At 31.1% G+C, this 23,822-nt stretch carries 16 protein-coding genes; 4 read left to right on the top strand and 12 right to left on the bottom strand.

The window, feature by feature from the left end; genetic code table 11:
* Window positions 1-7 precede the first annotated feature (7 nt).
* From IEW41_RS00645 to IEW41_RS00655, 3 genes are read right to left on the bottom strand one after another with little or no spacing between them, the layout of a single operon-like run.
* Entirely contained in the window at window positions 8-1,006 is a 999-nt protein-coding gene (locus IEW41_RS00645) for an MlaD family protein (RefSeq protein WP_188604408.1), read from the bottom strand.
* Window positions 1,007-1,021: 15 nt separating this feature from the next.
* Complete coding sequence (locus tag IEW41_RS00650) at window positions 1,022-1,801, bottom strand: ABC transporter ATP-binding protein (protein WP_188604409.1); 780 nt, start codon at window positions 1,799-1,801, stop codon at window positions 1,022-1,024.
* 2 nt (window positions 1,802-1,803) lie between these two features.
* Entirely contained in the window at window positions 1,804-2,574 is a 771-nt protein-coding gene (locus IEW41_RS00655) for an MlaE family ABC transporter permease (protein WP_188604410.1), read from the bottom strand.
* A gap of 139 nt (window positions 2,575-2,713) precedes the next feature.
* On the opposite strand from IEW41_RS00655, the gene IEW41_RS00660 reads away from it, so the two are divergent.
* Genes IEW41_RS00660 through IEW41_RS00670 form a run of 3 tightly spaced genes read left to right on the top strand, consistent with a single transcriptional unit; the run spans window position 2,714 to window position 4,664 of the window.
* Window positions 2,714-3,505 (top strand): patatin-like phospholipase family protein, encoded by a 792-nt coding sequence (locus tag IEW41_RS00660; RefSeq protein WP_188604411.1) that lies wholly within the window; start codon window positions 2,714-2,716, stop codon window positions 3,503-3,505.
* Window positions 3,506-3,512: 7 nt separating this feature from the next.
* A complete protein-coding gene (locus IEW41_RS00665) occupies window positions 3,513-3,782 on the top strand; it encodes a heavy-metal-associated domain-containing protein (RefSeq protein WP_188604412.1) in 270 nt (89 codons plus the stop codon).
* 6 nt (window positions 3,783-3,788) lie between these two features.
* Entirely contained in the window at window positions 3,789-4,664 is an 876-nt protein-coding gene (locus tag IEW41_RS00670; protein ID WP_188604413.1) for a L,D-transpeptidase, read from the top strand.
* 14 nt (window positions 4,665-4,678) lie between these two features.
* On the opposite strand, the gene IEW41_RS00675 is transcribed toward IEW41_RS00670, so the two are convergent.
* Both IEW41_RS00675 and IEW41_RS00680 read right to left on the bottom strand, forming a co-directional pair.
* The gene (locus IEW41_RS00675) at window positions 4,679-5,665 is read right to left on the bottom strand and encodes a 2-hydroxyacid dehydrogenase (protein WP_188604414.1); all 987 of its coding nucleotides are present in this window, start codon (window positions 5,663-5,665) and stop codon (window positions 4,679-4,681) included.
* A gap of 5 nt (window positions 5,666-5,670) precedes the next feature.
* A complete protein-coding gene (locus IEW41_RS00680) occupies window positions 5,671-6,303 on the bottom strand; it encodes a hypothetical protein (RefSeq protein WP_188604415.1) in 633 nt (210 codons plus the stop codon).
* Between the two features lie 150 nt (window positions 6,304-6,453).
* Here IEW41_RS00680 and IEW41_RS00685 point away from each other — a divergent pair, with 150 nt between their 5' ends.
* Window positions 6,454-7,362 (top strand): alpha/beta hydrolase, encoded by a 909-nt coding sequence (locus IEW41_RS00685; protein WP_188604416.1) that lies wholly within the window; start codon window positions 6,454-6,456, stop codon window positions 7,360-7,362.
* Window positions 7,363-7,372: 10 nt separating this feature from the next.
* On the opposite strand, the gene IEW41_RS00690 is transcribed toward IEW41_RS00685, so the two are convergent.
* From IEW41_RS00690 to IEW41_RS00720, 7 genes are all read right to left on the bottom strand, one after another.
* Window positions 7,373-8,350, bottom strand: a complete 978-nt coding sequence (locus tag IEW41_RS00690; RefSeq protein ID WP_188604417.1) for a PorP/SprF family type IX secretion system membrane protein — start codon at window positions 8,348-8,350, stop codon at window positions 7,373-7,375.
* A 41-nt stretch (window positions 8,351-8,391) separates the two neighbouring features.
* On the bottom strand, window positions 8,392-16,620 hold the full coding sequence (locus tag IEW41_RS00695; protein WP_188604418.1) for a T9SS type B sorting domain-containing protein: 8,229 nt from the start codon (window positions 16,618-16,620) through the stop codon (window positions 8,392-8,394).
* Between the two features lie 69 nt (window positions 16,621-16,689).
* Window positions 16,690-19,188: a PorP/SprF family type IX secretion system membrane protein gene (locus tag IEW41_RS00700; RefSeq protein ID WP_188604419.1), complete on the bottom strand. Its 2,499-nt coding sequence runs from the start codon at window positions 19,186-19,188 to the stop codon at window positions 16,690-16,692.
* A 1-nt stretch (window position 19,189) separates the two neighbouring features.
* Window positions 19,190-20,641: a T9SS type B sorting domain-containing protein gene (locus tag IEW41_RS00705; protein ID WP_188604420.1), complete on the bottom strand. Its 1,452-nt coding sequence runs from the start codon at window positions 20,639-20,641 to the stop codon at window positions 19,190-19,192.
* 107 nt (window positions 20,642-20,748) lie between these two features.
* Window positions 20,749-22,062, bottom strand: a complete 1,314-nt coding sequence (locus tag IEW41_RS00710; RefSeq protein WP_188604421.1) for a beta-helix domain-containing protein — start codon at window positions 22,060-22,062, stop codon at window positions 20,749-20,751.
* 282 nt (window positions 22,063-22,344) lie between these two features.
* Window positions 22,345-22,797: a hypothetical protein gene (locus IEW41_RS00715; protein ID WP_188604422.1), complete on the bottom strand. Its 453-nt coding sequence runs from the start codon at window positions 22,795-22,797 to the stop codon at window positions 22,345-22,347.
* A gap of 343 nt (window positions 22,798-23,140) precedes the next feature.
* A complete protein-coding gene (locus tag IEW41_RS00720; protein WP_188604423.1) occupies window positions 23,141-23,782 on the bottom strand; it encodes a DUF6266 family protein in 642 nt (213 codons plus the stop codon).
* Window positions 23,783-23,822: the final 40 nt, after the last annotated feature.

The raw sequence follows: 23,822 nt of genomic DNA on the forward strand, positions 1-23,822 counted from the left end.
TGTCTTCTTAGTTCTCGTTTTTATCTGATTCTTCTTTAGCTTTTCTTTCTTCTCTTTCTAATTTTTTAAAGTAGCCTCTTGTTAAAAAATTATGCTTAAGTGCTTCCATATTTTCATTAAACTTTTTAGTGCCTTCATTAATGTTTTTTATAACCTCATCAAGGTTTTTAACTAGCTCATCATTATTTGATAAATAATTAATTGCTCCTTCTCCTTCTTTTAAGTTTAATAATGTTTCATTTAAATTTCCTATAACTGTTTTAATATCCTCACTAGAGTCGTCTAGGTTTGTAATAATATGTTTTACTTTATTAGCTTCAATAGTATCACTTAGCAGAACACCTGCAACACTTTCATTAAAATTTATAGCACCTACAATAGTATTAACTTCTCTCATTGTTTTGTTAGCCTCAATACTAGTTAACTTAAGATTATTAATTGTCTGTTTAAGGTTATTTGAAGTTATACTATCGCTAATTAGCAATCCCAAAGTTCCTTCTCCTTTATTTATAGAATTGACAATGTTTAAAAGTTCTGCTGTTAACAAAGCAGCATTTTCATTGGTAACATTTAAAGTATTTAGCATTTCGCTAGTACCTATTTTTGTATAAGACTTAATAACATCGTTTGGTTGAATTGGGCCAGAAATACCATTCCCAGGAATTATATTTACAATCATGTTGCCAACAAGGCCATCAGTACCAATAGTAGCTATAGCATCTTTTTTTATATGCAGTACCATTTTTTCATCAATAACCATAACAACATTTATTGTTGAATCGTTAATCATTGTTATATCTCTAACTGTACCAACGTTAATACCTGAAAAACGAACATTGTTACCTTTAAGTAAACCGTTAACATTATTAAAGTTTGCACTTATAGTAAATGTTTTAGCAAACATGTTTTGACGATTACCAATTAAAAAAATAGCTACAACAAAAATGATTAAGCCTATGATGACTAAAACACCTAATTTAAATTTTTCATTACCTGATTTTTTCATAACTCTAAATTTTAATTATTTAAAAAATGCTTTTACTTTTTTATCTGAAGAAGCAGCAAGCTCAGCAAAAGTGCCTTTAGCATAATCAATCCCATCAACCAACAAAACCATTCGCTCAGAAACTACTCTAGCACAATCTACATCGTGAGTTATTATTAAAGACGAGGTTTTATACTGCTTTTGTATACGTCGCATCAGCTCAATGATTTCTTTAGATGTAATTGGATCTAAACCACTTGTTGGTTCGTCATACAAAATAATTTTAGGTCTTAATATAAGTGTACGAGCTAGTGCTACACGGCGTTTCATTCCACCCGAAAGTTCTTCAGGCATTAAATCGATTGTATGAGCTAATCCAACATTCTCTAGTGCTTCAGCTACTAATTCTGATGTATCGATATTTGTTCCAAATTTGTGCTTGTGTCTTCGTAAAGGAAATTCTAAATTTTCTCTTACTGTCATTGAATCGTATAATGCACTGCCTTGAAATAAAAAACCAATTTCTGTTCGCAACTCGTCTAACTCTATTTGGTTTAATGTTGCAATATCTTTTCCCATAACTTTAATGTTACCAGAATCTGGTTGCATTAAACCAACTAAACATTTAATCATAACCGATTTTCCTGAACCAGACTTCCCCATGATAACAAGATTTTCGCCTTCATAGAGTTCTAAATTAAAGCCATTTAAAACATGAGTGTCTCCAAAACTTTTTCTTAAGTCTTTAATATCTAACATTAGCTTTCTAGAAGTTTGCTTGACACTCTGTTTTTCTATGTGTTGTGATTGATTCATCTTTAAATTTCAAAAAATATATCTGTTATAAAAACTGCTATGAAATCGATTATAAAAAGTAACATTGAAGAAAAAACAACTGCCGAATTTGCAGCTAAACCTACTCCTACAGTTCCCTTTTTACAATTATAACCTTTAAAACATCCAACAATACCAATAGCAAATCCAAAGAAAAAAGTTTTTATCGTTGCTGGAATTAGATCTCCAAATTCTAATGAGTTAAATACTTTATTAAAGTAAAGCACAAATGACACTTCACCTTTTGAGTACTCAATTATAAAAGAGCCATAAAGCGCAATGGCATCGCCTATTATTACTAACAAAGGAAGCATTAGTGTAGTTGCAAGAACTCTTGTTACTACTAAATATTTAAATGGATTTGTTCCTGAAACTTCCATAGCATCAATTTGTTCTGTAACTTTCATAGAACCCAGCTCTGCACCTATTCCTGATGCTATTCGTCCTGCAAATGTTAAAGCTATAATTACTGGTCCAATTTCTCTAATAATTGAAATGCTTACCATAGAAGGCATCCAAGATTCAGCTCCAAACTCTTCTAATGTTGGTCTTGTTTGTAAGGTGATTACTAAACCAATAATAAATCCTGTAACACTTACGAGCAATAATGATTTGTTACCAATGTTATAGCATTGTCTTAAGAGTTCTTTAATCTCAAATGGTCTAGTAATAACTTCTTTAAAAAAACGTCGAGTAAAGTATGTGAGCTCGCCAATTTCAGTAAAAAAGTTTTTTATTTTTTCTGAACTACTCATTATTAGTGTTTATATCTCAAATATAGAGTTGCTATTTATTTTTTAATATGATATAAATCATGCTACTTGACTGATAAATATCATTTTAAAGATGATTTATTGGTACTAATTTTACTGTTCTTAAAATATATTTCTTAACATGAATATAGGTTTAGTTCTATCTGGAGGAGGAATGAGAGGTGTTGCTCATATTGGTGTTATAAAAGCGCTAGAAGAGCATAACATTACACCTACACATATTGCAGGTTCTAGTGTAGGTGCAATTGTGGGCTCATTATATGCTTATGGATATTCTTGGGAAGATATTTTGAATTTTTTTAAAAACACACAGATATTAGATTTTAAAAAATATGCTATTAATAAGCCAGGCTTTATAGATGCTGAAAAGTTTTATCCTAATCTTAATGAATATATTAAAGAAGACAATTTCTCAGTTTTAAAAAAGCAGCTTTTTATTACTGCAACCGATTTACTTAATGGCAATCTAGAAGTATTTAGCAAAGGAGAATTAATTAAACCTGTATTAGCCTCTGCTGCCTTTCCTGGATTGTTTGCACCTGTAAAAATTAATGACTCATATTATATTGATGGTGGAGCACTTAATAATTTTCCTATTGAAACTTTAAAACAGCAATGTGACAATATAATTGGTGTTTATGTTAATGGTTTTGATATTATAACACTAAATGATCTAAAACATTCTTACAATGTGATAGAGAGAGCTTTTAAATTAAAGTCTGCAAAAGAAGACATTAAAAAATTTGATGATTGCGATATAATTATTTACCCAAAAGAGCTCAACAAATATGGGACTTTTGATAAAAAATATATTAATCAAATATTTGATATTGGCTACAATACAGCTGTTAAAGCTCTATCTAACTTTAGTTTAAAAAAAGATGAAACTACTAATAATTTTATAAGCTTTTAATATAAAAATGAGAACAACAGTACATATACAGAATTTAAAATGTGGAGGATGCGAACGCACCATAGCTAATGAACTTAATCAACAGAAAAACATAAGTGAAGTTGAAGTTAATATAAACGACGAATCTGTTTCATTCAACTTTCATACAAACCATGATTTTGAAAGAGCTAAACACATACTGTCAACGTTAGGATATCCTATTCTTGGTGAAGAAAACAAATTAATGACTAAAGCTAAATCTTATATAAGTTGCGCTGTTGGTAAAATAAAAAAATAATATAAAGTGCAAATTCTAAAAACATTCTCGTACCACACACTTTTAATACTTTTTGTAATATTTAGCAGTACTAACGATAATAGTAAAAGTACAGATAAGCTAATAATAGTAAATAAAAATATACAAGTAAAAAGTTATTTTCAATATATCGACTCGATTGTAAAGCATTACAACTCAATAAATAATTACAAACTATCTGAACATATTTTAGTTCGCCATAATCCTTGGATTATTGACTCCTTGGCAAATACAGATTATTATAGAATGATTGCAAAAGATTCGTTTGTATATAATCAAAAAGACTTAATTGTTTTAAGAAAAGGATGTTCTATAAAAATTCCAGATTCGTTAGAAAGCTCAAACATTGAAAAAGAGTTTAAAAGCACTTGGATTGATTTAAATATTCCAGAATATAAACTTCGTATTTATAGAGATTCTGTTTTATTACACGAGTTTTTAGTGAGAGTGGGCAGAAACGAAAAAAAATATTTAAAAATGGCTGGAAGAGTTCTTGATTTAAAAACTAAAACAGGAAGTGGAACTATAGTAAAACATGTTAAAAATCCAGATTATTATAATCCTGTTAATGGCAATCAATATTTTGTAACTAATAGAGATGATGGCAAAGTAACAAAACTACCCCAAATCCCTTTTATAGAAACTGAAATTAATGGTATTAGAGACGGTCAATTAATACATCCAACCACAAATCAAGAAACATTAGGAAAAGCATACTCCAATGGCTGTATTGGAACTAAAGAAGCAGATGCATGGATAATATATTATTATGCACCAATTGGTACTAAAATTAAAATAAGATATGACTTAAATATTTTAGATAAGAATGGAAATAAACAAACCTTAAAAGATATTTACAACTAACTTAAATACTATAGTTATAACTCATTAATATTTACTTTACCACTACTCCAACTCTCCAAATTATTTATTGTTGTTTCGGCAATATTAGAAAGGGCTTCAGCTGTTAAATAAGCGTGATGCCCAGTAATTAAAACATTAGGCATAGCATTTAATTTAAGTAGAAGATTATCATTAGGAATATTGTTAGAAAGGTCTTTAAAAAATATTCCTTTTTCGTTTTCATAAACATCAATTCCTAAAGCGCCAATCTTTTTATTTTCAAGTGCATCTAAAATATGTTCTGTATTTAATACAGCTCCTCTAGCTGTGTTAATAATAATAACACCTGGTTTCATTGCTTCTATTTTTTCTTCATCAATTAAATGAAACGTATCTTTATTTAGAGGCAAATGCAAAGTAATAATATCAGCTTGCTCACACAGGTTTTGTAATGAAACATATTTTAGTTTATAGTTTCTTATTAACTCTTTATTTTCTTCAATATCATAACCAATAAGATTACATCCAAATCCGTTCATTATTTTAGCCATTATAGCACCTATTTTACCAGTTCCTACAATTCCTACGGTTTTGTTATTTAAATCAAAACCTATAAGGTTATTTAAATTAAAATTGTAACGTTTAACTCGCCTGTTAGATTCTATTAGCTTTCTATTAAGTGCTAACAATAAACTTGCCGCATGTTCTGCAATGGCATAAGGAGAATAGGCTGGAACATTAGCTACCTTTATGTTGAGTTTTTTTGCGGTCAACAAATTTACATTATCATAACCAGCAGATCTTAAAGCAATATATTTTACTCCAAAATCTTTTAATTTTTCTAAAACAATATTAGATGCGGTATCTCCAGAAAAAATACATATTGCGTCAAAACCTACTGCCTTCATAGCTGTTTCAGATGTAAGAGCATCTTCAATAAAGGTTATTTTAAATTTGCCTTTATTTTCTTTTTCTAGAAATGGAATTTCAAATTCTTTGGCACTATAAACTAATACTTTCACTGTTATTATTTATTAGAAATTATATTTTCTTTTTCAAGCGATTTGATAATTGCATTAACATAATCGTTTATGGTAGTATTTATCGTATTTGGGTCAACAATATCATATGAAGCAACCCAAACTAAAGATTTATCATTATTTTCTTTTAGATTGTATAGAGAAGCTTCAATGTGATAAACATTATATTTTTCATAATAACCTCTATCAAAATAAACGTCTTGGTATAAATAATAATAGCGCCCAAAACGTCTCCAATAATAATTAGTTCTATACGCATCTCCTGAGTAAGTCACTTTTTCATCAACTCCTTTAACAGCAGATATCAAAACAGAGTCAAATCCATTATTAGAAACTCTCTTTACCTCTTCATCAATTTCTTCTTCAGTTTGCTTTGCATTAGTAAATGTCGGTTTAAAAACATTATAACTCTCAACCGCATTAATCCCTCTAGCAGTAAATTCATCTTTTAATTTACTTTCAAATAGTCTTCTAGCAGTTAAATTTTCAGTTACACCAACAATTAATACTTTTTTAGGCTTATAATTTAAATGCTCTTGATTGGTCCAAGTATCTACTATTCTTGTTGATGAGCAACTAACCAAAAAAAGAACAGTTAAAACAGATAAAATAATTTTCATAACATATTTACTTTTGTCATATAAAACTATTTAAGCACTGTAAAATATCCTATGATATTTATCAGCTATACTTTATTTGAAACAAAAAAGATGAATCAAATATTAATAAACTACTTTTGCAAAAAATTAAACTTTACTATTGCTTAAACTATGAAACTCAACTTTTTTGCGCTCTTATTTTTAGTGTTTCCTGTTTTGATGGTGTCTCAAACAAGATATGTAGATAGTGTTTTTAAAAAAATTAGTAAAAACACTTATAATTACTCAATTAAAAATTTAGACACTTTAAAACTAGATTTCTATGAGCCAATTGAAGATAGTCTTATAGCAAAACCATTGTTTTTATATGTTCATGGAGGAGGATTTTCTTCTGGTTCCAGAAATGATTTAGGGACTGTAAAAATGCTAGAAAGTATAGCGAAAAAAGGGTATGCTGTTGCATCTATAGATTATAGGCTACTTCCTAAAGATGTAATATTTGGATGTGATTATAAAGGTGCTGAAAAAATTAAAACATTTTCAAAAGCCGCTGAAGATGTTATTGATGCATTAACTTTTTTGGTGAATTATAAAGATGATTTTTACATAGACCAAACTAAAATTATACTATCTGGCACTAGCGCTGGTGCTGAAAGCATTTTAAATTTAGTATATAATAAAGACGAGTTAGTATTACCCAATTATGAAAAATATAAACACATAAAAATAAGTGCAGTAGTTTCTATTTCAGGAGCTGTTTTAAACCCAAGTCTAATTACAACTAGCAATAGTGTTCCTGGTGTGTTTTTTCATGGCGTAATTGATAAAGTTGTTCCTTATAATGAAGCATCTCATAGATCATGCAAAGCAACAGATAAAGGGTATTTACCCCTTTATGGTTCTAAAAAAATAACAGAATCAATTTCTAGCTTTAATACAAGTAATATATTAATTAGTTATAAAGATAAAGGTCACGATTTATCTAAAATACCTAGTGCTGATTTTTTTGATATCACCTTTAAGTTTATAAAAAAAGTGGTTATTGATAATGAATTTTATCAAGCTCAAATAACCCAATAAATTCTTTTCTTTATTTAAATTTAATTCTACTTTTTGTACACGGACAATTGCTGATTCCCTGTAAAAAGTCTACTCCTACTGTTATACTATGGGTTCCAGAATTATAAGGCGATAGTTGGTTGATTGTAAATTGATATGAGTAAGCAAAATAAAATTTAGATTTCATAACACCAACCATTGGACCAACATTTAAAGGTTTTAAGAACTGATCATTTAAAAAACGATAAGAAGCACCAACCCAATAATAATCATCATCTCTATTATACTTTCTGAATTTAAAATTTAAATCTGTTGATGATCGTTTGTCGCTTCCAAATAGCTGAAAGTAAACAGAAGGCTCATATTCTACCCTTTTATTTCTAACACTTTGAATAACATATCCTGAATATAGCTGATAGTTTAACAGTAAACTTGGCTCTACTCCTTCAAACTTATCAATATCTTTCTCCAAAATATTATTAGCATTAAGACTTAAATAAAACCCATGATTTCTATATAAAACACCTACATCAAAGTTATTGTTAGAAATTGCTCTGTTATCTGTAATACTTGGGTCTATTACTGGATTATCGTAAGTTGGCTGAAATTCATTGATATCAATTCTAAAATTATTGATGTTATATGAAATACCAAAAGACAAATATTGTTTAGAATAATAATCTAAAACAAGATGATGAGCAAAAGAGAATTTAGCTCCTGTTTGACGCGTATATCCATTTTTATCATTATAAAAAGACACTCCAATACCTGAACGGTCAGCAATTCTAAAATCGGCATATAATGCTTGATTGTCTGGCGCATCTTTTATACCAACCCATTGCGTTAACCCATTGGCTCTAATTCTTAAATTATCACCAATTCCAGCATAAGTTGGAGAAATTACGAAATCGTTATCTGCCAGATATTGAGTCCATACAGGTAAGTTTAGCTCTTGTCCATAGCTTTGTGTAATTACTACAAAAAGGATATATTTTATTATGTTTTTCATATCAATGTTATTTTATTAGATAATCTCACTACAATTCATCGTTATCTATAAAGGGTAAAATGCCCTACAAAATCTCTATTATCGTTTGGATTATTAAGTCTAACCACATACCAGTAATCACCTGTAGGTAGTTCAGCATTATTGTATTTACCATCCCAATACTGACCTAGTCTATAAGTACCTACTTTACGTCCATATCTATCAAAAATATCGAACTCAAGGTTTGGATGATTTTCAGCACATCCAGGTCCCCATCCATCACTAATTCCGTCACCATTTGGTGTAAAGTAATCTGGAAGACAGATATCAATAAACTCAAAGTATCTAGTAGCTACTGCAACACAACCACTACTATCAGTAACTGTAACTGTATAGTCTCCAGAATGCGTAATAATAAACGTGTTAACATCACCATAATCCTCACCATTTAATGTGTATTGATAACCACCTGTACCACCTGTAGCAATTGCTATTATCTCATTTAAACCTCCATCATTTAATACAAGTGATAATGGTTGAAACTGTAATATGTCGAAACTATTTGTTCTTTGAATACAACCATTAGTATGTCTTACATCTATATAATGACCTATACCAGCAACTACGTTTGTAAATATGTTACTTGTTTGATAAGGACCACCATTTAATGAATAATCTAAATCTGATGGATCTGTTATACTATCATCAACTGTAACTGTTACAATATTACTAGTAAGGTTATTATCACAAACATATTCAACATTAGCTATCGGGTTTATTCTAACAGGATCTGGTAAAGTTATATTCCATTCTGATTCACACCCTTGACTATCACGTACAAATACACTATGATCTCCACCTGTTAAATCAGTAAAATCGAATTGTGTTTGACCTACTGCTCCTGTAGTATAAGGTCCATTATAGTCATCTATACTCACGCTATATGGAGAAGTTCCTCCAGAAATATCAATACTAAACTCTGCATTATTATCACCTTCACAAACCTCAGCGTATATAGAGTTAGGCACTATTGTAATCATAACAGGAATAGGTTCTGTTATTGTAAAACTAAAAGTTACATAACAACCTAATTCATCTTGTACAATAGCATCATAATTTCCTGGAGCTAAGTTTTCAAAAATATTAGTTTCAAAAAATTGATTTAATTGAGGTGATATTGCATATTTAATAATGCCTGTTCCACCTGTAGCAATAATCTCTACAGATCCATCATTAGTACCACTACATGAAACATTACTAACTATGTGATTTACATTTAATGCATTTGTAGGCTCAGTAATAGTAATTGGCGAGGTTGCAGTGTTACAATCTCCACTATCTACTCTTACTACGTATGTACCAGCAACAAGACCTGTGAAAACACCTGGACTATTTTGAGTTGCAGGAATTGTATTGCCTAAAGTGTCTTGTAATGTATACACATAGTTTCCTAATCCACCTTGAGCAGTTGCATTAATAACTCCTGTGTTATCTCCAGTACAATTAATTGTCGGATTTGTAGATTCTAAATTAATTACTAAAGGAGGAAGAGCATCAATTGTAATCTCATTAGAAACATTTGAAATACATCCATTTGCATCTCTAACATAATAATTATAAGTTCCTACTGGAACAGAGAATGTAGTAGAAGTTGTAAACGTTCCTAAAATAGTAGCAAAATTACTTGTGTTGCTATAAGTATATATTCCTGTACCTCCCGACGCACTTAATGTTAATGTTGCGTCAACTAAACAAGTTTGTGTTGATGCTGCTACCAAAGTTGCTTGAATTGGACTCGGTTGATTTATAACAATATCTAACGAAGTCATACTACAGTTGTAGCCATCAGTTATAGTAACATTATATGTACCAGCTCCTAAACCACTAAATACATTAGAATTTTGTGGACCTGATGAACTTACAGTAGGTGAAATTGTATTAAGTGTATAAGTATAATTACTTCCCTGACCTCCTGTAACGTTAGTAATAGTTATTGTAGCGTTTTGGTCTGAAAAACAAGATAATAAAGTTGTGCTAGGAGTAAATGTTGCAGTTATTGGGTTAGGAATATTAAGAGTCACATTTGTTGAAACTTCACATCCTTGTGCATCTCTTGCATTTACTGTATATGTACCAGCTGATAAGTTTGTAAATGTTCCATTTGGCGAATATCCAACTGTTGCAGCTCCTGTTAATTCATATTCATAAGTTCCCCAACCTCCACTAGCAATAGCAGTTATTGTTCCTAAATTGTCATCACAAGTTACATTTGATGTTTCTGTAGCTACAACTGATAAAGGTTGTGCTGGTGATGAAATAATAACACTTGATGTAGCACTACAAAACGGAGTCGCAGTTTCAGTAATTACAACTGTAAAAGTACCAGATGTCATTCCGTTAACTGTTTCTGGGTTTGTAGAGGTGTTAGCAGCTACAACACCAGTTACAGAAGTACCAAAACTATCAAACACCTCATAACTATATGGTCCAGAATAACCACTAACATTTATTTCAAATGAGCCAGAATTATCACCAAAACAAGTAACACTACTTGGTAATGTAGTAAATGAAGGTGCTATTGCTGTAGGTAATGTTACTGTTACATCTTCAATACATAAAGTTACTGTATCTGTAATAGTAACTGTATATGTTCCTGAAGGCACACCAGAAAACACGTTTCCTGATAAACTTATTGATGCAGGATTTGGGCTAATTGTATAAGCATAAGAACCTGAGCCTCCAAAACCTGTAATTGTTATTTCACCATCATCATTATTACACGTTGGTAACGCTGTTACTGAAGGCGTCAATCCTAAAGGAGGAGCTATAGTTACAGAAACAAGGTTACCACAACCATTTAAATCTCTTACTTCTACTGTATGTGTTCCAGATGATAAATTAGATATACTAAATGGTAAAGTTTGTGTTTGAAACGCACCTCCATTAATACTAAAAGTATAAGGAGCTATTCCAGGTGTAGTTAAAGTTACATCAATAACAAAATTACCTTCAGTTGCTGTACATTGATTATTTACAACTGCATTAATTACTGGTTCTGCATCTTGGATAACATTTAAAACTGGTGTAGTTCTAATACAACCATTTGCATCCATTACATGCACATAATAACTACCAGCATTAACATTAAATGTACTTGCACTAGACCATAATGGGTCTGTAGTTAAAGGTGGTGTTGCAGATGTTGTTAATTGATATAAATAAGGCGCAGTACCATTTGAAGCTATTGCACTTATAACTCCAGAATTTGGATTACAATTTGCATTTGCATCAATAGTTGCACTAATACTTAAATCGACTGCAGACTCAGTAATTTCAAAAATTGCAGAAGCCGACATACATCCATTAAATGCTCCAGTTCCATTTTCTGTGAAAACAATATAGTATTGACCAGGAGCTAATGTTCCAGGTATTGGTGTTGTTACAGTTTCTGGAACTCCAAAAGTCACAGGTAAATTTGTTGGACCATCAATTAATACGTTAGTAAATGCAGTATATATTGCATAATCAACAGAAGTTGTTGTACTATCAAAGTTATCAATTGTAAACGTTACACTACCATTATTTTCTCCAATACACATTACATTATTTGGCTGTACTGCAGATGTTAATGTAGATGCTTGAGCTATAGGAGTATCTGCAGACTTTACAAAATAACAATCGGTTACTAAGTCATGAACAACAAAAGTGTAAATAACTCCAGGTGTTAAATTTGTAAATGTTCTAGTATCTCCTCCAGGTATGTCTGGCGGATAATACGTTGAAGTATAAGGCACTGTATTAAACTCTAAAATACCAAACTCGTAACTTCCGCTTCCTACTACAGAAATTGCAGTAACCTCAGCTACTCCACCAGAAGTACAATCTGGCGCTGTAGTATTTACATCAATTAATAAATCTGAAGGTGGTGAAGCAATTACTATTTGTTGAGACAAGCTACAACCATTAGCATCAATAACATTTACTGTATAAGTACCAAAATTTATTATTGTAAATGTGTGATCTTCATTTGAAACCGCATTATATGGATTTCCAGGAATTACATCTCCAAAATTATTAGAAATAAAATATCTAAAGGGAGTTGTTCCTCCAGTAACATTTTCTACTGTTATTGACCCTAAACTAGTTCCTCCAGGATTACTACACGTAATATCAACTTTTGTTAAGTTGAATGCAATAGCATTTGGTTCTGTAATTATTATGGTTTCAACATCTGTACACGATTTTGAATCTGTTAATGTAATGGTATAGTCTCCAGCCGTTAAACCAGATGTTTGAGTGCCATAATCTGTTCCTGTTGTATTATTAAACACATTTATTACAAAAGGAGGTGTTCCTACTGTATTATTAATTGTAATTTGAATCGCTGCATTTGAGTCGCCATTACATAAAATTGGTTGTGTTTGTATTACAGATATTATTTCAGGTAAAGAAATAGCGCTAATTGTTTGCACTCCTGTTAAAGCGGTACAACCATTAGCATCAGTTATTTGAAATTGAAATGTTCCAGATGTAGCAGTTGAATACGTAAATGTTGTTCCAGTTGCCCCTAACGAAGTATATCCTCCTCCATTAATAGAAACAGCATAAGTAAATGGTGCTACACCTCCGGAAATTGTTCCAGTAATTATAGCGTCTGGAGATGCTGTACAATCTAAATCTTTTGTAATTACTGCACTAGCCGTAATTGCAGGCAATGGTGCAATTGAATAAGTTTCGCTATAAACACAATCGTTTTCATCTCTTACTTGAAATGTATACGTATTTGGTCCTAATCCAGCAAAAACATTAGAAGTTTGATATGGTGTCGCTTCTGAGGCAGGAGCAGTAATTTGATATTCTAACACTCCAATACCACCTGTTGTTCCTGTGATTGTTATTGTTGTAGTGTTTGATGGACAAGATAATGGTGTATTGCTGAACATTAAATCTGTTGGTGGATTTAATGGATCAATAGTTATTGTATTTGCAATAAATGTACAACCACTATTATCTCTAATTGTAATAGTGTATGTGCCACTGGTTAAATTTGTAAATGTGTTTCCAGCTTGAAAATTTACTCCATCAATACTATAAGTATATGGAGGATTACCTCCTGATACTCCAGAAACAGTAATTACTCCATTAGTAGTACATGTATAAGGTGTTGTTAATGTTGCAGTCCCAGTTATTGCTGGACTTGCAGTAATTGTTATTGTTTGAGGATCGGTTACACAAACAGAAGAACCTGTTGTATACTGAACTACAACATCATAATTACCTTCAGCAAGACCAGTAAATACTGGCGAACTAAAGAAGGTTACGCCTCCATCAATACTATAAAGTAAACTATTACCATTCGCAGATGTAACATTAATAGTAATTGAGCCAGAATTACTTGCATCAGCACATAATATATTTGTAGATGTAATATTAAAGTCTGGCGCAGGTGAAACATCAACTGTTATTGATGTGCTTGCACTACAATTGTTAGAATCTACTACTGTAATATCATATACACCAGGAGCTGTTACTATGTACTCAGGATTGGTTTGAAAAACAGTTGTACTATTTATAAAATAATAATATGGTGCTGTTCCTCCAACTGGATAAATTGTAATGACACCATCAGTACACGATAAAGGAGTTGTAAGTGCTGCAGTTACTGTTAATAATGGTGGCTCCACAATTGTAATATCTTCTGAATATGTACAACCATCTTCTGTTTCTACTATTGCAGTATAAGTGCCAGGATTTAAGTTAGCAAACGTATGATTATTAGCCACTATTGGTCCTACACTATTTACTAATGTTGCACCACTATATAATGAAAATGTATACTGAGGATCAGCATCATTAGCAGCTAAATGTATACTTCCTTTATCATCATGACATAATGGTTGTGTTACTATTGATGAAGCAGTAAAATTTCTCTCTCTTATTTGCACATCAGGCACAGTAAACACACATGGATTAGTAGGAATACCTATTTGTCTAATATAAACTGTATAAATACCAGGAGTTGAAATTGAAAACACATTACTAGCTTGGTAAGTTGTCCCATCTAAACTATATTCATAACCATTTGGCACATTATTAACTGTTATACTTCCAGGAGTTGTACAAATGATATCTGAAGTTGTAACAGTTGGATTTAATATATTTTGATATACATTAAAATAGAACTGAACAAAACATCCTCCAGAATAGTTAATTGTTAATCTAAATTGCCCTGAAGTATTAGCATTAAAATTTGGTCCTGTTCCAACTTGATTCCAGGTACAAGCACTATTTTCATTGGCACAATCGGAGTTTGCTACTGGTGCACAACTACCTTCATTAAGTTGTTCCCATATTATAGATGTTGCTCCAGAAATATTGGTTTGAATATTTCTTGAATCATTTGCTCCACATAAAAATATATTAGGCAATAATTTTCCGTCATTAGGACAGGTAACTACTTCATCAGCATAAGGAATTACTGGGTTTGTAATATTAGCACCAAACAAAGTGACATTAAAAACTTGATCTGTTGACTGACAAGGAGCTGTAGCAGTATTATGAACATAATAAGTTCCAGCTGCAGATACTGTAATTGTTTGAGTTGTTCCTATAACTGGAGTTCCTGTTGGACTCGTTGACCACGAATAAGAATCATAACCATTTCCTGCAGTTAATTGTATACTAGAACCACAAAGAACAACATTCTCTTCAAATGTACAGTCATCTAAATCTGCCAAAAAGTTTGTTGCTTGTGGCGTTAATAAACAACCTGTATTACTACTTACACTTGGGTCGTCTGTTATAACAAAGTTTGGATTTGTAACACCTTCATAAGTGGCATAAGCTTGATTATTTATAATATTAGAACATGCATCAGCTAACTGGTTACAGGTTTCTACTGTTCTTACTCTTATTATAATTTCATAAACTGGATCATTTTCTTCAACTAAATAATCTGCAATATCAAAAATAATTTCTCTTGTCCCAGGATTGTAACTAGCTACTGTAACACCTGCTGGTAAAACTAAATCTGTTGGGTAATTAAATACAATGTTTATAGGTAAAATATCTCTAATCTGAAAATTAGTAGTATCATCGTTACCTGTATTCTGAAAGCCAATTATATAATTTAATGGTTGGTCAAGTCCAACTGTTTGGCCACCAATATTATTACCAGCATCATCTTCAACTATTTTTGTTAAAACAATATTAGGCGCAATAATTTCAATAGCAAAAGCACTAAAATAAAAGTAATAGATATCTAAATTACTTCCTAGTCTAATAGTTGCTGATGTAGCATTGTTAGCTATTAATGAGTTTCCAGGATTTGGCAAATTTAAAATACCAGAATCGAACCCTAAGGTGTTAGAACTATTAGGGTTTCTTAAGTTAAAAAGCTCTGGTGTATTTGTAACTGGATCGATAATTGAAACAGTACTATTAAAGAAATTATTGCCTGGTCGAATTACCGTACCTGCATTGTTTGTCGCACTAATTGTAGTTCCGTTAATTCTTAAATAATCTCCTGTATACTGTCTATCTCCTTCTATTGTACTAAAAGCAAATTTTGCTCTAACTGGTCCAACAGGAATTGTATTAAACCCTGAAATTGGTATTGTTTCATTTATTGTACTTGTGATTTTAGTAAAACCATCAAAAGATGTAATGTATTTAGCTGGTAAAACAGGATCTTCATATATAACAAAAAGCGACCAACCAGCTGAAAGTCCTTCAGCATTAGGTCTAGGACCAACCATTGATGAAATATTTGCAACAGTATATGTTCCTTCAGGATTTGGTAATGAAGCAAGAATACTTGTTACATCATGGTAGTAAGCGTAAGTATTTGAATTATTATTATTTGCGGCATTTTGAAAATAAATTTGGGTTCCTGTAATATCAGTATATGTACCACCAGGAACTTTAAATTTAACATTTGAAATCGGATCTGCCCCATTAACAACAGCACTCCAATATAAACCAGCATAGACAATTTGATAACAACTATCAGCACTTGGCACTTCTAAATCTGCACTACTAGAGTTAAAAGTTGTTGGATCTCCATCAATATCTACATGAACTGCCGCATTAAGGTTATCATTTGTAGCTGAACCATTGTAAGGATTTGAAACATGTATTCCCAAATTACTGTTTCCAATTAAAAGCATATCACCTTTAATTGCCTGATCATACCTAGGTGTAAATGGCACAAGATTTTGAGCCACTGACTCAAAACTCATTACCAGTAGCATTACTACTAGGCTTATCGTAAAAAAAGTAGGTTTTTTCATGATATTATTTTTTTTTACTTTATTTCTAAATGAGGCGTTTAGAAATAAAACTTTACACTAACCATTTATTTAATTTTCAATTTTAACTATTGACATTTTACTATTATAAGGTTTACTACCTTTTGTTTTTAATACTTCGCTTGCTGCTTCTATACTATCAAATTTTTGATAATAGATGTAATATTTACTTGTATTTACATCATAGAAAAAGTTTATATCATTACGTCCTGATGCCACTGCTTTTGTTAAAAAATCATCTCTTTTATCTTTGTCATTATGTACTGCAATAATTATATAGTATCCGTTTTCTACATTTTTAACATTTTTAAGGATTTGAATATTACCGCTTTGTTCTTCACCAAAATCAAAATCTTCAGCTTTTGGTGGCGTTGAACTTACTGTAGTATTTTGCTTTATAATATTTAATGCAGCTTTATCTTGTAAATATCTTTCTTCTTCATTATCAAAAGCAGCACGTTTAATTCTTCGTTTTCTCTCAAACTCAGTATCGACTTTAATTTTTTCTAGACTGGTTGTTAAATTTGTTTTTGTTTGAATAGCATTTAACTGTTCAGCCTTTAATCTTTTAATAGTGTTTTTATAGTATAAGCTTACTTCATCATTCTCAAGAGTAGCAATTCTTAAACGTTGCTCGTATAAGTCTTCTAATTCTTTAATATTTTCATCTCGAGTTTTTATAATATTATCTAACTCTAATTTTAAAGTTTCAATAGCATTATTTTCAGCCGTTAAACTCTTAAATGGTTTAGGCTCTAAATAGATTCCTTTTTCACTTAAATCGTTTTCTTCTTTTAAATCTTTAAGATCTTTATCCTTACTTGCAACAGCATCATTAAATTTTTTCAATAATGCACTTTGAGTTACATTAGCTTCTTCTGTTAGCTTAGCTAATGCGCTCATCGATTTTCCAATTTCATCTTTAGGATTTGAAACCAACTCTTCTTTAGCCTTTGCTTCTGCTTTTGCTTTATTCTCAGCATCTAATTTTGCTTGAGCTATAGCATCTTCTATTGCTTTAGCTTCTGCTAGTTTTGCTGCTTCTTGTGCTGCTTTTGCCTCTGCTTCAGCATTTGCTTTATTTTCTGCATCTATTTTTGCTTGAGCATCTGCTTCTGCTTTAGCTTTTGCCTCAGCTAGTTTAGCTGCTTCTTGCTCTGCTCTTGCTTTAGCTTCAGCCTTCGCTTTATTTTCAGCATCTAACTTAGCTTGTGCTTCTGTAGCTTCTTTTGCTTTAGCCTCAGCTAGTTTGGCTGCTTCTTGTTCAGCTTTCGCTTTTGCTTCTGCCTTAGCTCTATTTTCAGCTGCTATTTTTGCTTTTGCCTCGGCAACTTCTTTTGCTAACGCTTCTGCTGCTAACCTATCTGCTTCAGCTTTTGCTTTATCTTCGGCTAATTTTGCAGCTGCTTTTTCTGCATCTGCCTTAGCCTTATTGTCGGCATCAATTTTTGCTTGGGCTGCTGCTGCTTCTTTAGCTTTTGCCTCAGCCAATTTAAGTGCTGCAGCTTCTGCTTTAGCTTCATTAGATAATTTTCTATTCGCTTCTGCTTTATCTTTATCTATATTTGAAGGCTTTACGCGCTTTTTATCAGTTGAAATAAGTGCGCTTATATCATCTTCTGCACTATAATAATAGTTGTCTCTATTCTTGAATTTATAGGCCAACGAAATTTCATGAGAAGGTCCAAAACCTGATATATCTCCAATAGCCTTTTCAAAATTGTATTCAATCAAAATTTGATTGGTTATATTAAGTCCTACACCACCAGATACTCCATATAAATTACTATAACCAACTTGTGCCCAAATTCCTTTAGGAACTGTAACCATTGCTATTGCCGAAACAATTGTGTTATCTTTTTTAAACTCAGATTTTATTAATCCAGAAAACTTGGTGTCACTAAAAAAACCATAGCTATCAAAATAACCTGTATACATCATATGAGCTTGAATGCCTTGATCTGGGTTATCTTTTACCATTTCTGATGTGTTAAGATTATATAGAAAAAAATTATTTACAGAAACACCAAAATCTAAAAATGCAGTTCCAAAATTAATTCCTGGATTAGCGGTTAATAAAAAGTTTGAAGGAACATTATCTAAGGATGGATCTGGAGAATTGGTAATTACTCTTCCTTTATCAATTCCGCTTTTATAAGCACCTAAATTTATTCCGAAGGTTAGATTATTATCATTATCTAATCTTGCATTGTAAGCAAAGTTTAAAACACCACCAAATGTTGTTAATACACCATAGTTTTGTTGAAATAATCCTACTCCAACACCCATGTTTTCATTAAATCTGCCAGAATAACTTGCTAGGTAAGTTTGTGGAGCATCTTCAAATTGCACCCACTCTCTTTTATTTGTAAAACTTAAATATTTATTTTGTTGTCTAACAAAACTAAATGTAGGATTAATTGTGTACTGATTAAACTTTAATGAATTTCTTATTGGTAGGGCAAGTGAAACCACTCCATCATCTTCTTGAGAATAGAACATCTGTGTAAAACAGACAAAAAACACTATAGACAAAAGATGTTTTTTCATGTCACTTTACTAGAGTTATTGAACCCTTTTTTGGTTTTTGACCTTGTTTAGTAATAATATAGTAGTAAACTAAATTCACACTACTTAAATTTATTTGACTTTCTGGCCAGTTATTTTGATAATCATTTGTTTGAAAAACAATTTTTCCTTGACTAGAGTAAATTGTTACTTCTGTATTTGTTCCTGCTGAATACTCTAAAGGAATAACCCAAGTATCATTAGTTCCATCTCCATTTGGGCTAATTAGATTATGTATATTAGTAACATTAATTGGCTCACTAATAGAAAAAGTATACTCTGTTGAAACAATACATCCTGTAGTTTGGCTTATAATTACTTCATAATTACCAAACTCTGTTGCTTCAAAAGTGTTACTAGTTTCATTTACTAATAAACTACCATTGTAATACCATTGGAATTCTGGATTTGTTGCATCATGTGTAACTATAACAGTTAGTGATTCTCCTTGTAACATAGTATTTGTTTCTTGAACATTTATTGAACTTGTAAAACCTTCACTCACTAAATCAATAGTGCCAGAAGCTTGACAGCTTCCTAAATCTATCTGTACTGAATATGTACCAGATTCATCTGTTTGGTACATTTGGCTGGTAGCATTTTGTATAATAACTCCATTTTTGTACCATTGGTAACTGTTTCCTCCTATAGTGCTTAAAGTTGTTAACCCTTCGCTAGAGCAAAATGGATTACCAAGGCTTGAGGCTATGGTGACATCTGCTTGTCCAGAAGTAGCCTCGCTTATTGTAACTCGATTAGAAAATGAGTTTGAAGTACATGTTCCATAATTAGTTCTAACAAAGTATGTTCCTTCTTGACTTACAGATAATGTATTACCAGAAGCTACAAATACAGATGTTGTTGGTCCAGTTTCTCTATACCAATTAAATGTAAGCGATGGATAGTTTAATGGAGAATCGTTTGAGCCATTTCCAGGGTTATCTATAGTTAATAAATAGCTTCCTCCTGTACAATAAGCGCCTGTAGACACTAAATTATTAATTGAGAATGGGCTATCTTGAATTTTATAATATGCAGCAAAAACAGCAGACCCAGAACTAGTAGCAACTGGTGCTGTACTTTTTATTCTTAATCTATATCCTTCACCAGCAGTTGTAGTTGGTAAAGCAAAACTTAATGTAGCTGGAGAAGTAGTAACTGCTCCCGGATTTGATGTAAAAACTACTGTTGTATTTGAAAAACTTCCAGCAGAATCTGACATTTCAATTATAAACTGATTTGAAGCATTTAATGCTGATTCTGGAGAGAATACAAATGTTACATTATATGTATTAAAAGAAGCATTTGCGCAAGCCTGGCTAAAGCCTAAGCTAGGCGAACCAATAACTATTTGAGCATTTGTGTGTTCTGAAAAAAGAAGTACAAAAAAACTAAATATTATTAAAATTTTATTAGATAAGTAATTTTTCTCCATACATTTTTTTATTGTCAATTCTGAATCATTTTAAAAATTCAGATATATACTTTTAATACAAAATGATAAACTTTAAGGTAATTCCTTAATGAGACTTTGCGTATTAATTAGTCTTCAGGATCGAAGTCATTTGAAGCAATAATTTTATTAATTCGCAATCTAAAATCTGGGCGCTTTGAGTTTTTTAAATCAATAAAAGTTTCAGAATCGTCTGCTTTAGAATACACATTAAAAAATGCTCTATTACCATACCAGTTTTCTAAGTCTTCATTATTGGCATTGTCTTTAACAAAAATATTACCATTACAATTGTTGAAGTACATTTCAGTAAATTTTATCTTTTCTAAATTTTGACTGTTAACTGTAATATTATTGTCAAGAATAACGGCAGGATTAAAACCAGATATTACACTTTTATTCATAACTAAAGAAGCATCTTTAGCTATATACAAAGCTTCTTTTACCAAGCCAACTTTTATGTCTGATGCTAAATCGTCACTAACATTAACTAACGTTAAGTTTTCTGCTTTGACGAAAGTTCCTTTCTTAGTTAAATCGGCTTCTTCTTTTTTATCATAAGAAGCAATATGCATACATTTAGAACCATCTGAACTTGACACATATGGAGATCTAATAGCTAATGAATTAAAAATATTACTTTGAGTTCCTTCATTAAAAACATAATCGTTTCTATTTGACCTAAATGAAATCATTTTTGTTAAGTTAACTACTCCACCCAATACATTAAATGCGTTTCCTTCACAATAGCTAACCATTACATTTTCTATAATAGTTTTGTTTCCTACACCTGCAAGTGTTAGTGCATTAAAGTAGCCGTAACTTTTAGTTCTTTTTCCAGCAAACTCAATTCTAACATATTTTAAAATTCCTGAATTACTTTTTGGATTTTCTCCACCGTAACTTATATTTTTATATGAAGAAGGGTTTAAGCCAAAGTTTACTGCAGCTTCATTTCCAAATTTGTTTATTGGTGCATCACCAAGAATAAAAATTCCTCCCCAATCACCTGGCTTCTTTACACTTCTGTTAGACGTAAAAATAATTGGGTCTGTTTCTAAACCATCTGCAATAATTGTAGCGCCTTTACTTACTGTTAAAGTTCCATTTGTTTTAAAGTCACCCAAAATAACTGTACCAGGCTCTATAGTAAGTGTAGTACTATCTGTAACAAAAACATTACCCAACAATAAGTAGGTATCCTTTTTATATAATTTTGTGTCTTTAGATATGTTACCGCTTAATATTTGAGTAGGTTCGCGATAATCAACTGAACTTGGCTTAAACTCAGTCCATGAATTTAGCCAATTATTAGATCCAACTATGCCTTTTTCTTGTTGTGCAAATACATTGCCAACCATTAAGAGCATTAAACATATAATAATCTGAGTATAATTTTTCATAGTAGGTTTTTAATATTAGATTTTGGGGTTCATTATATTAGAGTCAAACATAAACATAAATCCTACGAAATACAAATAATATCGTTGAAATACAATGTTTTATATATCTTTGTATTATATTTCTTACAATTATATATAAAAAATAAAAAAGTTGATAGAAATATTAACAGAATTAGTAGGAAAATGGCTAAATGAAAGGGTTATTGAACAAAAAAAATCTGATGAAAACATCAGATTTTATTTTATAAAGTGTAGAATTTTAGTTCTAAAAACTTAATAGATTTAGTATTTATTAAACTCGTTATAAGTATGAAGTGATTTAAGAGTTTCTTCATAAAATAAAATCGCAGCAATCAGATTAGATTTATCAGAGTATGGTAATATTTTTTTCTGAAACTCAATTGTACTTTCAAAATAAACAGTTGTAGCTTGTATATTATCTTCTAATGCTTTTCTATTTTCTTTTGAGTCAGGGATTCCTAAAGTAGTCATAGATACACCTGGTTTTGTAGCAAAAGCTATATTAGGTAATATTTTAACTATAACTTCAATTCTCTCATTATACAATACAAGTAATTCTCCTTTTGGCATTTTTTCTAATTCATCACGATCGTGATATTTAGCAATAGATACTTTACCAGTAATGATGCTTTGAGCTTCATTCTTATTTTGAGCAAATCCAATGCCTGTAAGTAGGAGAAAACTAAAACTGAATAATATAAATTTAACTTTCATATTTATGATTTAAGGGGTCATAAACGCAAATTTATGTAATTAAACGAAAAAAACAAGCGTTTTGTCGATTTTTTTATAAAATAGAGAATATTTTTTATCGATTAATAAAAAATATTTTTGTTATTAATTAAAAATCATTGTGTTATAAAATTGAAAATTACTTTCCAATACAATATTTAACTAACCCTATATTCATTGGTGTTGTAGCATTTGGGCAACAAATGGGAAACAAAAAACACAAAATAAGAGAAGATTAGCAACAAACATTAATAATGTTAATTACAAATATAGCATAAAAAAAACCACTCATAAAGAGTGGTTTTCATACATAAAACACCAAGCATTAATTAGCTGTTCCAGAGCCTAAATAAGTACTGTTTGATACTTGACTACCATCGGCAGTGATAAATGCCATAAATAGCTCCACTGTATCTCCTGCGTAGGTTGTTGGGATAGCAACAATTTGACTTCCTACTGTTCTGTCTGCTCCATCAGTCAAAGAAATAGATTCTTTCTTTAATGGATTGTAAACCAATAACATTGCTTTATCGGTAGCGTTTGCATTACCTTCAGCAGAGTTATCATCCCAGTTAAAAGTTACTTCTCCCGCAGTTGTAAGATCAGTAGTAGGGTTTAAAGCAGTCGATAAACCTCCTCTACTTACTAAAGCGTTAGCATAATCTACATTGAAGTTTGGCTCAACTCCACCAATAGCATTATTTAACACATAAGACATTGCAGCATTAAATGCCGTCTTTTTAACTGCTAAAAACTTATATCCTTTCTGGATAAAAGGTTTAACAGCTTGAATAAATTCTAAAGTCACTGTAAACTTATTTCTTTGGTTTACCTGACCTACAGTTCTTGGATTCGCTACACTTGAAGGTTTAATTCTAATGTAGTCAATTCCTTTCCAGCTTCCACCGATAATGTTTCCAACCTTACCTGAAAGCCCTCCTAAAATACCTTGAGCAATTTTACCCATAACATAAATGATTTAAATGAAACTTACTTTTCTTCGGACT

It is taken from the genome of Aquaticitalea lipolytica, from assembly GCF_014641635.1.
GTDB classification, from domain to species: Bacteria; Bacteroidota; Bacteroidia; order Flavobacteriales; family Flavobacteriaceae; genus Aquaticitalea; species Aquaticitalea lipolytica.